This window comes from Streptomyces sp. NPDC033270 (assembly GCF_055576575.1).
In genome coordinates this window covers 192,371-203,399 of the sequence record NZ_JBVIRA010000016.1, presented here as the reverse complement: position 1 = coordinate 203,399, position 11,029 = coordinate 192,371, and the positions used below count along the sequence as shown (strand labels likewise).

Sequence of the window (11,029 nt, the reverse complement as noted above, 5' to 3'; positions counted from 1 at the left end):
CCCCCCCCCCCCTCCCCCCCCCCCCCCCCCCCCCCCCCCCCCCCCCCCCCCCCCCCCCCCCCCCCCCCCCCCCCCCCCCCCCCCCCCCCCCCCCCGCAGCGGCGTGGAAGGGAAGCCGGTCAGATGTGGCCGACGCCGGCGCCCGCCTCGGCGTTGGCGCCACGCTTGGTGAAGATCGCGACGACGGCCGCGAGGACCGCCACGCCGCAGGCGACCGTGAAGGCCAGGCCCATGCCGGACACGAAGGTGTCATGGGCGGCGGAGGTGATCTTCTGGGCGAACTCCGGCGGGGTGCCCTTGGGGATCGGTGCGATACCGGCCGAGACGGCGTCGGACAGCTCGGACGCCTTGGCCGGCGGAACCGGCGGCAGACCGGCCGACTGCCAGTTGCCCGGCAGCTCGCTGTCCACGCGGGAGGCCATCACCGCGCCGAGCACGGCCGTACCGAGGCTGCCACCGACCTGCATCGCGGCCTGCTGGAGACCGCCGGCGACACCGGATAGCTCCAGCGGGGCGTTGCCGACGATGACTTCGGTGGCGCCGACCATGACCGGGGCGAGGCCCAGGCCGAGCAGGGCGAACCACAGGGACATCGGGCCCGTGGTGCTGTCGGTGTCCAGGCCGGACATGCCGTACATGGCGACGGCGGTCAGGACCATGCCGCCGACCAGCGGGATGCGCGGGCCGAGCTTGGTGATCAGCGCGCCGGCGAGCGGCGAGCCGACGATCATCATGCCCGTGAGCGGGAGGAGGTGCAGGCCGCTGTCCACGGGGCTCATGCCGTGCACGTTCTGGAGGTAGAACGTCACGAAGAACAGGCCGCCCATGAAGGCGAAGGCCATCAGCACCATCAGGACCGTGCCGGCGGTCAGCGGCAGCGAGCGGAACATCCGCAGCGGGATGAGCGGTTCGCGCACCTTGGTCTCCAGGACGGCGAACAGGGCGAAGAGGACCACGGCGCCGATCAGGAAGCCCCAGGTCTTCATGTCGCCCCAGCCCCACTCCGTCGCCTTGATCAGCGGCCAGATGAGGCAGAACATCGCTCCGGAGAGCAGCACGATGCCGGGGATGTCGAACGAGCGCGGGGCGTTCTCGGCGCGGTGGTCCTTGAGGATCACCAGGCCCAGGACCAGGGCCAGCACACCGACCGGGACGTTGATGAAGAACACGGACTGCCAGTTGACGTGCTCGACCAGCAGTCCGCCGACTATCGGGCCGCCGGCCGTGGAGGCGCCGATGACCATGCCCCAGATGCCGATCGCCATGTTGAGCTTCTCGGCCGGGAAGGTGGCGCGCAGCAGTCCCAGTGCGGCGGGCATCAGCAGCGCGCCGAACAGCCCTTGCAGCACACGGAAGACGATGACGAGGGTGACCTCGTGGGAGAACCCGATGGCGCCGGAGGCCGCCGCGAAGCCGAGGATGCCGATCAGGAAGGTCTGGCGGTGGCCGAAGCGGTCACCGAGCTTGCCCGCCGTGATCAACGAGACGGCCAAGGCGAGCATGTAGCCGTTGGTGATCCACTGCACGTCGGCGAGCGAGGCACCGAGATCCTGCTTGATGGCCGGGTTGGCGATGGCGACGATCGTGCCGTCCAGGGCGACCATCATGACGCCGATGGCGACGGAGAAAAGAGTCAGCCACGGATGGCCTCGCAGCCCCTTGGGGGGCTCCGGTACGGGAAGTTCCGGCGCGGCGTCGGCGACCGGGGTCTGAGTACTCATACGACGACACTAATGTCAGCCACTGACAATTGACAAAGCAATTCATGAGTCGGTAACTGTCATCTCCCTCACAGGTAATCTGAGCAGCGCGAACTCCACGGAAAGGCGGCGCAGGATGGCGACCCCGACGCCGCAGACAGCCCCCGCAGGCGGCCTGCGCGAACGCAAGAAGCAGCGCACCCGCGACGCGCTGATCCGCGCGGCCCTGGAGCTGTTCACACAGCAGGGGTACGAGGCGACCACGATCGACGAGATCGCGGAGGCGGTGGACGTCTCCCAGCGCACGTACTTCCGGTACTTCGCCAACAAGGAAGACGTCGTCTTCGCCGTGCCGGAGATGGTCGAGGCCCGCTTCGTGGAGGAGCTGGCCGCGCGGCCCGCGACGGAGGCCCCGCTGACCGCGCTGCGCAGCGCGGTGATGGCCGCCTGGGACGACATCGGCAGCGCCATCGAGTCGGTGATCCCGGTGGAGTTGCACATGCGCTCGTACCAGATGATCGAGTCGACGCCCGCGCTGGTCGCCGTGCACCTGCGGCGCTCCTCCGAGCTGGAGGAGCAGATAGCGCGGCTGATCGCCCGGCGCGAGGGGCTGGACGTGGACACCGATCCACGGCCGCGGGTGCTGGTCGCCGCGTTCAGCGGAGTGATGCGGGTGGCGGGCAAGGTCTGGGGCGAGGGCCAGGACTGCAGCGTGACGGCCATCCGCGAGCTGACCCAGTCCTATCTGGACCACATCGGGCCGGCGATCGACGACGACTGGCGGGCGCGGCGCTGAGGGCGCCCCGGCCCGCCGCCCGCACCGGCAACCCTGGGTAACCATCACCGGCCACGGCGCAACCCATTAATCTCCCCCTGAGACCGCTCCTGCACGGCTGAGCACCGGGTTTCGATAATTCGTGTCCGTTTTGGTCGAAATACCCAGCGTGAAACGTGAGATCACTCACGGCCGGACCAGCCGACCTGCCACGTCTCCTAGGGTGGCTCGCGGTGAATTCCTTCCCGGGCCTCGGCCCCTCCTCCGGTTTCCTGCAGTCCACCGCCTGGCGCGCGGCACTCGCCTTGGTGGTGGTGTTCGTGATGCTTGCCTTGACCGGCTGGACGGCCATCAGAGGAACCAAGGAGGACGCCAACCCCCTGGCCACCGCCAAGGCCGCCTGGAAGCACGCCACCTTCCTCGGGCGCCCGCTGCCCGACCCCAACGGCTCGCCGGCCGCGCTCCGGGCCTTCTTCGCCACCCTCGGCCGCGCCGAGCAGCAGCAGCTCGCCACCCGCTTTCCCCTGGCCGTCGGCAACATGGGCGGCGCCCCCGTCGCCCTGCGCTACCACGCCAACCGGATGGCGATCGACGACGCCCGGGCGATCGAGAAGAAGCGCATGACCGACCACCGGCTCACGCCCGTCGGCCGCCAGGAAGCGGGCCGGCTGATGCACCGCCTCGAATCGCTGATGAGCCCCGGCCGGCAGATCCTGGCCTTCGACCCGGCCTACGGCGGCCGGGCCGCCGAGGTCTTCGGCAACCTCCCGCGCGCGGAGCGGGTCTCGGTCGTGGTGCCCGGTGTGGACACCAATCTCGCGACCTTCGAACGCACCGCACGGGCGACCAGCGCCCCCGTCGGCATGGCCCACGCCCTCTACCGGGCCGAGCGGGACGCCGCCCCGGACACGCGTACCGCCGTGATCGCCTGGGCCGACTACACCTCGCCGGCCGGGCTGGGCGTCGAGGCCGCCACCGGGCAGCTCGCCGAAGCCGGCGCGGTCCGGCTGCGCGCCCTGGTGAAGTCGCTGCCGTCGGCCGACTCTGTCTCGCTGTTCTGCCACAGCTACGGATCCGTGGTGTGCGGCGTCGCCGCCCGGGACCTGCCGGCCAACGTCGAGGACATCGCGGTGGCGGGCAGCCCCGGTATGCGGGCCGGCAGCCGCGCCGCGCTGGACACCCACGCCCGGGTCTGGGCGATGCGGGACTCCGACGACTGGATCCAGGACGTGCCGTACCTGGAGGTCGGCGGGCTCGGCCACGGCGCCGACCCGGTCGACCCGTCCTTCGGATCGCGGATCTTGTCGGCCGAAGGCGCCGTCGGGCACGCCGGCTACTTCACGCCCGGCACCCGCAGCCTGCGCAACTTCGCGCTGGTCGGGGTCGGCGCGATCAGCTCGGTGGACTGTGCCTCCGCCGATCCGCAGTGCAGCACGGACCTGGTCTGAGGGCCGATCCGCGCCACAGCCGGCGGCCGCAGGCAGGGCCCGGCGCCCGGGGACGGGCCCTGCCTGCGGGAACCGCCCCCCTGACGGGGGCGTCCACGGGACAAAAGACGGAGCAAGCGGTCGCGGGGCGTGACACGCCGGCTCCGGCAGGTGTGCGGAAGGGGGACGGGCGGGCGACCGCCCGCATACGATGAGCCGCATGGGTGATGTGCTGGCCGGTTTTCACGCCGTCTGGGAGTTCGACACCGACTCCGTACTCATCCGCTTCGAACGGGGGATCCGCAGGCCGAAGCTGTTCCAGGCGCTCGGCGAGCGACGCATTCCGTACGAGGCGCTGAGCGCTGTCGAGGTGACCGAGGGCAGACGTGGCACGGTGGTGCTGCACGCCGTGCCACGACACGGCGCCGATCCGCTGATGGAGGCGGCGGCCGGGCAGCTCAAAGAGGACGCCGACCCCTACCGGCTGGTGCTGCCGGCCGAGCGCGAGACGCTCGCCGAGTACTACGCCGACGAGCTGCGCACCGCGCTCAGCCCGGAGGCGAAGGAGCCCGCCGACCGCCATCTGGTGGCCGCGCCGGCGCCTCCGCTGCACTTCAAGGCGTACGACGGCAAGGCGTCCTTCGACGGCCGGTCGGTCGCCTTCCGCTGGTTTTGGACGGGCGCGTCGTCGGCGAAGTGGAAGCGCGGCGACCAGACCTTCACGGTCGGCGAGCTGGCCGGTGTGGAGTGGCGCTCGCCGGAGATCTTCAACGGCCATCTGCGGCTGCTGGAGCGCGGGGCCCGCGACCCGGGAGCGGGCGAGGCGGACCAGGACCCGGCCGCCGTGGTGTTCGGCCTGGGGTACGGCCCCGTCCACGAGTCGCTGCCGTTCGCGGCCGCGGTGCTGCAGGCCGTACGCGCCACCGACCCGGCGCAGGTGACGCCGGACGGCGAGCCGGTACGCCGGCGGACCGGGGACGCGCGCCGGGATCCGGCCGACATCGCGGACCGGATACGGCACCTCGGCGAGCTGCACGACGCCGGGCTGCTGACGGACGACGAGTTCAGCGCGAAGAAGGCCGAGCTGCTGGCGGAGCTGTGAGAACGGGCCGCCGGCCGACTCCGGGCAGCGCCCCGCACCGGTGCCCGACACAGGACTCATACCGTGGTACGGGGTGAAAGCCCGCACCACGGTATGACGCCCCGGCGGCCACGCTCCGCTTACATTGACTCCGCGATGAACGGACGACCCCTGCCCCCGCCCCCCGAACCGGCCCGCGGCGCCGAGCGCGAGCCGCTCCGCACGAGGGCGCTGCGCACCGCGCGGCAGGCGCTGCGCGTACTCGCCACCGAACTCGGCAATCCGACAAAGCCCGGCACTCCGCTCTTCGGCAACGTCCAGAGCGGCTGGCTGCGCGGCGTCCCGTACTTCGTGGCGTTCGCCTTCATGGCGTCGCTGCTGCCGTCGACCATCAATGTCCTCGGCAACGACTACGGCATGAACAGCGGCCTGGCCGGCGCGCTCGCCACCGCGCAGACCGTGCCGCTGCTGCTCGCGGTCAGCCGGCCGCTGCAGGCCTGGTGGGTGATCTTCGCGGCGGACGTGGTGAGCGCCGCGGTCCTCGCCGTCACCGACGGCGTCACCGGCCGCGCCTGGCCCTGGCCGCCGACGGCGATCGTCGGCTATCTCGTGCTGATGCTGGCGCTGTCGCTGCGCGAGCGCCGCCGCACCCTGATCGCGGTCTGGCTGACGACCGGGGCGACGGGCGTCCTGCTGGAGCCCACCGCCCCCGACGGCAGTCAGAGCACCTGGGTGCTGCTGTTCGTGCTCACCGGCGTGATGCTGCTGATGGGCGCCACGCTGCGGGAACGGGGCGACGCCCAGCGGAAGTTGATCGAGCAGGAGACCATCAGCGAGGCCGAGCGCGCCCGCCGCACCCTGCTGGAGGAACGCACCCGTATCGCCCGTGAACTGCACGATGTCGTCGCCCACCACATGTCGGTGATCACGGTCCAGGCCGACAGCGCCCCGTACCGCATCGGCGGCATCCCCCAGGATGCCCAGGACGAGTTCGCCTCGATCGCGGCGACCGCCCGGGAGTCACTGGCGGAGATGCGCCGGCTGCTCGGGGTGCTGCGCAGCGAGGAGACGGAGCGCCAGGGCGGCCCGGAGAAGGCCCCGCAGCCCGGTATCGGCATGCTGCCGAAGCTGGTCGAGGCGACCGTACGGGCCGGTGTGCCGGTCGAGTTGACGCTGCCGGGCGAACCGGTGGCGCCCGAACCGGCGGTGGATCTTTCGGCGTACCGCATCGTGCAGGAGGCGCTGGCCAATGTGGTGCGGCATGCCCCGGGCGCGCGGACCCGGGTGTCGGTGACGACCACCGCGGACGGCTCGCGGCTGACGCTGCTGGTCGTCAACTCCGCGCCGCCCGCACCGTCCGCGCCGCTGGAGACCACCGGAACCGGCCACGGCCTGGTCGGTATGCGCGAGCGAGTGCGCCTGGTGGGCGGCTCGCTCGACACCGGTCCGCTGCCCGACGGCGGCTTCCGCGTCGCCGCTCAACTCCCGCTCTCGCCGCCGCCCTCCTCGACCGCTGCCCTCCCCACGAAGGATGCCGACCCGGTATGACCACCCGCGTGATCATCGTCGACGACCAGGCCATGGTGCGCGCGGGGTTCGCCGCGCTGCTCGCGGCGCAGAACGACATCGATGTGGTGGGCGACGCGCCGGACGGGGCGCAGGGGGTGGAGCTGAGCCGCCGGACGCACCCCGATGTGGTGCTGATGGACGTCCGGATGCCGGAGATGGACGGGCTGGAGGCGGCCCGCCGGCTGCTCGATCCGCCCGTCGGCGTCACGCACCGTCCGAAGGTACTGATGCTGACCACCTTCGACGTCGACGACTACGTCTACGAAGCGCTGCGCGCGGGTGCCTCGGGGTTCCTGCTCAAGGACGCCCCGCCAGCCGATCTGATCTCCGCGGTCCGGGTCGTGGCGGCCGGTGAGGCGCTGCTGGCACCGTCCGTGACCCGGCGGCTGATCGCCGACTTCGCCCGGCGGCCGGCGCCCCGCAAGGACCGGGCCTCGCTCCGGCTGAACGGCCTGACCCCGCGGGAGACGGAGGTGCTGGAGCTGATCGCCCGGGGCCTGTCGAACCAAGAGATCGCCGATGCGCTGATCCTCGCCGAGCAGACCGTGAAGACCCATATCGGCCGGGTACTCGCCAAGTTGGAGCTGCGGGACCGGGCGCAGGCCGTGATCTTCGCGTACGAGTCGGGGCTGGTGGCCCCCGGGGAGCGGTAACAGCGCGCTCCTCCCCGAGGACGAGGGGCGGCCCGCACCCCCTACTCCGGTATCACCCGGGAGTTGGCGCCCCGGTGTGACGCCGCATCACCCACCGGCTTCCTACGTTTCCCTCCGCCACACCATCGGGAGAGGGAGACACCACCATGTCCGTGCTGCGCACCGCCGTTCGACGCAGCAGGCGCGCGCTCATCGGCGCCGCGCTCGCGGTTGCTGTGGCCGCCGGCACCGGCGGCTGGGCGGCCGGCTCCGCACAGACCGCCGTCACCGGCCCCGCGCCCGGCGCCGCAGCCTGGCGCGCCGACCACGCCCTCGGCGTCCGGCTGCCGGACCCGGCGAGCGCGCGGCCGGCCGAGGTCGCCCGCTTCTTCGCCTCGCTGACCGATACCCAGCAGCACGCTCTCGCCGCCCGGCACCCGCTCACCGTGGGCAATCTCGACGGTGCTCCCCTCGCCCTGCGGTACGAGGCCAACTCCCTCGCCCTGAAGGCGGAACGCAGCCGCCAGCTGGCCCGCAGCACCGACCCGGCCGGCACCCTGGAGGACCACCGGCAGGCCCGGAAGGCGGCCGACCGCTGCGCCGCGCTGCTCGCGCCCGGCCGCCGGATCCTCGCCTTCGACCCGCGCGGCCGCGGGCAAGTGGCCGAGGTGCACGGCGACTTGGCGCGTGCCGAACGCACCGCGGTGATCGTGCCGGGCTCGGACATCGACCTGGCCTCGTTCGACCGCGCGCGGGACCCGTACGGCACGCCCACCGGGATGGCCAGGTCGCTGCGGGCGCAGCTGGCCGCCGACGCGCCCACCACGCGTACCGCGGTCATCACCTGGGTCGGGTACACCACCCCGGTCGGCGTCGGTCCGGACGCCGCCACCGGGCGGCTCGCCGAGGCCGGTGCCCCGCGGCTGGCCCGCTTCCTGTCCGGGCTGGCCGCCGTCGAAGCCCCGGCACCGGCCGTGCTGTGCCACAGCTACGGCTCGGTGGTCTGCGGGCTGGCCGCACCGCGGCTGGGCCGCGGCCCGATAGCCGACCTGATCGTGTTCGGCTCCCCCGGTATGCGCCAGGACAGCGTGGCGGAGCTGCGCGGCCCGGCGCGGGTCTGGGCGGCGCGGGACGCCTCCGACTGGATCGGCGACGTCCCCCACGTGCAGCTGCTGGGGCTGGGCCACGGCACGGACCCCACCGACCCCGCGTTCGGCGCCCGCCGCGTCGCCGCCGAACGGGCCGAGGGCCACACCGGCTACCTCGCGCCCGGTACCGACTCCCTGCAGAGCTTCGCGGCCATCGTGCTGGGCCGCTACGGCGACGTGCGCTGACGCCGCGCCCGCCCCCTCGGCCCCCTTCACCGCTCCTCACCTCACCGGTTCACGGACTCAAGGACGCCTCATGGACACCGCATTCCCGGCAGCCCTCGGCGGCGCGGCCCGCAAGGCCGTCCGCGCGATCGAGGAACGCACCCCGGCGGACCGCGACCGGGCGATCGACGGTCTGCGCGCGCTGGCGCTGCTCGCCGTACCCACCGGCCACTGGCTGCTCGGCGGCTTCACCCTCGACGCCGACGGCGCGCTGCACAACGCCAGTCCGCTGACCTCCTTCGGCTTTCTCGCGCCCGCCAGTTGGGTGCTGCAGATGCTCGGCATCTTCTTCTTGGTCGGCGGCTACGCCTCGGTGCTGTCCTTCCGGCGCGCCACGGCGCGGGGCGGGTCCGCCGGCGGCTGGCTGCGCGGCCGGCTGGTCCGGCTGGGGCGCCCGGTCCTCGGTGTGACGGCCGTGTGGGCGACGCTGGCGCCCCTGCTGTACGGCCTGGGGGTGCCGGAGGCGACGCTGCGGACCGGGGCGACGCTGGTGATCCAACCGCTGTGGTTCGTCGGCGTCTACGCGGTGATCACCGCGCTGACGCCGTACTGCGTCCGCGCGGCGCGGCGGACGGGCGCCTGGGCCGCGGCGCCGCTGGCGGCGGCCGTGGCGGCGGTGGACTTTCTGCGCTACGGGCCGGCGGCGCCGGACATGCCGTCCTGGCTGAGCCTGCTGAACCTGCTCCCCGGCTGGATGTTCGCCTACCAGCTCGGGGTCTGCTGGGGCGAACGGCGGCTCGGCAGACGCGCGGCGTGGGCGCTGCTGCTCGGCGGGACCGCGCTGTTCGCCGTGCTGCTGCTGGGCTTCGACTACCCGGCGAGCATGGTCGGCGTCCCCGGTCAGGACCGCACGAACTCCCATCCGCCGTCGCTGCTGGTCCTGGCCCTGGCCGCGGCCCAGTCGGGCGCCGCGATCCTGCTCCGCGACCGGCTCGCGCGGATCCTGCGCCGGCCGGCGCTGTGGGCACCGGTGGTGATCATCAACCTCTCCGCGATGACGATCCTGTGCTGGCATCAGACGGCGCTGCTGTCGGCGGCCGTGCCCGCGTCCTTCCTGGGACCGGTACCGGGGCTGACCCTCGCGCCCGACACGCTCGGCTGGCTCGTGGCCAGGATCGCCTGGCTGCCGGTCTTCGCCGCGGCCCTGCTGGTGATCGCGCGGACGACCCGTCGGTTCGAGGCGCCCTGGACCGGCGTCACCCGGGCCCGGCGGGCGCTCGTGGGGGTCCTGGCCGCCGGGTTCGCGCTCTTCGCGCTGGGGGTGGCGTAGGGGCGGGGGGGGGTGGGGTGGGGTCCGTCGGGGTGGCCCCGCAGGGGGTGGGCGAACACATCCCTTAGGGGATGCGAGCGCCCCCTGCAGGGCCACAACGCGCCGGGCGCGGAAGGTATTTCCGGCCGGGCCCGAGCGGACAGAGGGGTAGTTCCGGCCGGGCGCCCGAGCGACAGCCCTAGTCCCGCCCCGCCGAGGTGAACGACATGTCCGCGTAGCGCGGTCCCGCCACCTCCGCGGCGATGGGCTCCAGCAGGGCCAGCTCCTGCTCGGTCAGCTGGATGCGGGTCGCGGCGGTGTTCTCCTCGACGCGGGTGCGCTTGCGGGTGCCGGGGATCGGAACGACGGCCAGGCCGTACGCCGCGGCCTGCTGCTGCACCCAGGCCAGCGCTATCTGGCCGAGCGTCGCGCCGCGGGCCTCGGCGATCTTGCGGATCGGCTCCAGCAGCGCGGCGTTGGCGGCCGCGTTGTCGCCGGTGAACCGCGGCTGCTGGCGGCGGAAGTCGTCCGCGCTCAGCTCCTTGTCGGCGCTGACGAACGCGCCGGTCAAAAAGCCCCGGCCGAGCGGCGAGTAGGCGACCAGGCCGACGCCGAGCTCGGCGGCCGCCGGCACCACACCGTTCTCGATGTCCCGGCTGAACAGCGACCACTCGGACTGCAGCGCCGCGATCGGGTGCACGGCCTGCGCCGCGCGCAGCTCGGGGCCGGTGACCTCGCTCAGCCCGAGGTGCTTGACCTTGCCCTCGGCGACCAGCTCGGCCATCGCGCCGACCGTCTCCTCGATGGGGACCCGCACATCCCGCCGGTGCATGTAGTACAGGTCGATCTCGTCCACGCCCAGGCGGCGCAGGCTGCCCTCGACGGACTGGCGGATGTAGGCCCGGTCGTTGCGGATGATCCGCTTGGTCGGATCGTCCGGGTCGAGCGCTATCGCGAACTTGGTGGCGAGCACGATCTCGTCGCGGTGCGCCTGGACGAACGGGGCGATGAACTTCTCGTTCTCCCCCATGCCGTACATGTCGGCGGTGTCGTAGAGCGTCACGCCCAGCTCCAGCGCGCGCTCCAGTGTGGCCCGCGCCTCGTCGGCGTCGGTGGGACCGTAGGCGAAGCTCATGCCCATGCAGCCGAGGCCCTGCACCCCGACCCGGGGACCGCCGGTGCCCAGCTCGACCGTTTCGATCTTCTTGCTGCTCATGAAGGCC

The 11,029-nt window shown here is 73.0% G+C and carries 8 protein-coding genes and 1 pseudogene; 7 read left to right on the top strand and 2 right to left on the bottom strand.

Going from position 1 to position 11,029, the window contains the following annotated elements; all coding sequences use genetic code 11:
• Window positions 1-82 precede the first annotated feature (82 nt).
• Window positions 83-1,721: pseudogene (locus ACZ5XZ_RS23000) on the bottom strand (MFS transporter); the annotation flags it as partial.
• Between the two features lie 115 nt (window positions 1,722-1,836).
• Between ACZ5XZ_RS23000 and ACZ5XZ_RS22995 the strand changes: the two are divergent.
• The 7 genes from ACZ5XZ_RS22995 to ACZ5XZ_RS22965 all read left to right on the top strand — a co-directional run bounded on the left by ACZ5XZ_RS22995 (window position 1,837) and on the right by ACZ5XZ_RS22965 (window position 9,827).
• Entirely contained in the window at window positions 1,837-2,496 is a 660-nt protein-coding gene (locus ACZ5XZ_RS22995) for a TetR/AcrR family transcriptional regulator (RefSeq protein WP_468980889.1), read from the top strand.
• Window positions 2,497-2,708: 212 nt separating this feature from the next.
• On the top strand, window positions 2,709-3,923 hold the full coding sequence (locus ACZ5XZ_RS22990; protein ID WP_468980887.1) for an alpha/beta hydrolase: 1,215 nt from the start codon (window positions 2,709-2,711) through the stop codon (window positions 3,921-3,923).
• 199 nt (window positions 3,924-4,122) lie between these two features.
• Window positions 4,123-5,004 carry a DUF4429 domain-containing protein gene (locus ACZ5XZ_RS22985; RefSeq protein WP_468980884.1) on the top strand — a complete coding sequence of 294 codons (882 nt, stop codon included), beginning with the start codon at window positions 4,123-4,125 and terminating at the stop codon, window positions 5,002-5,004.
• Between the two features lie 135 nt (window positions 5,005-5,139).
• Complete coding sequence (locus ACZ5XZ_RS22980; protein ID WP_468980881.1) at window positions 5,140-6,531, top strand: sensor histidine kinase; 1,392 nt, start codon at window positions 5,140-5,142, stop codon at window positions 6,529-6,531.
• Window positions 6,528-7,205: a response regulator gene (locus ACZ5XZ_RS22975; RefSeq protein ID WP_468980879.1), complete on the top strand. Its 678-nt coding sequence runs from the start codon at window positions 6,528-6,530 to the stop codon at window positions 7,203-7,205. The genes ACZ5XZ_RS22980 and ACZ5XZ_RS22975 overlap by 4 nt, the downstream gene beginning before the upstream one ends.
• A gap of 146 nt (window positions 7,206-7,351) precedes the next feature.
• A complete protein-coding gene (locus ACZ5XZ_RS22970) occupies window positions 7,352-8,518 on the top strand; it encodes an alpha/beta hydrolase (RefSeq protein WP_468980877.1) in 1,167 nt (388 codons plus the stop codon).
• 70 nt (window positions 8,519-8,588) lie between these two features.
• Complete coding sequence (locus tag ACZ5XZ_RS22965; protein WP_468980875.1) at window positions 8,589-9,827, top strand: acyltransferase family protein; 1,239 nt, start codon at window positions 8,589-8,591, stop codon at window positions 9,825-9,827.
• 178 nt (window positions 9,828-10,005) lie between these two features.
• Here the strand turns inward: ACZ5XZ_RS22965 and ACZ5XZ_RS22960 are convergent, their stop codons facing one another.
• The gene (locus tag ACZ5XZ_RS22960) at window positions 10,006-11,022 is read right to left on the bottom strand and encodes an aldo/keto reductase (protein WP_468980873.1); all 1,017 of its coding nucleotides are present in this window, start codon (window positions 11,020-11,022) and stop codon (window positions 10,006-10,008) included.
• Window positions 11,023-11,029 lie beyond the last annotated feature (7 nt).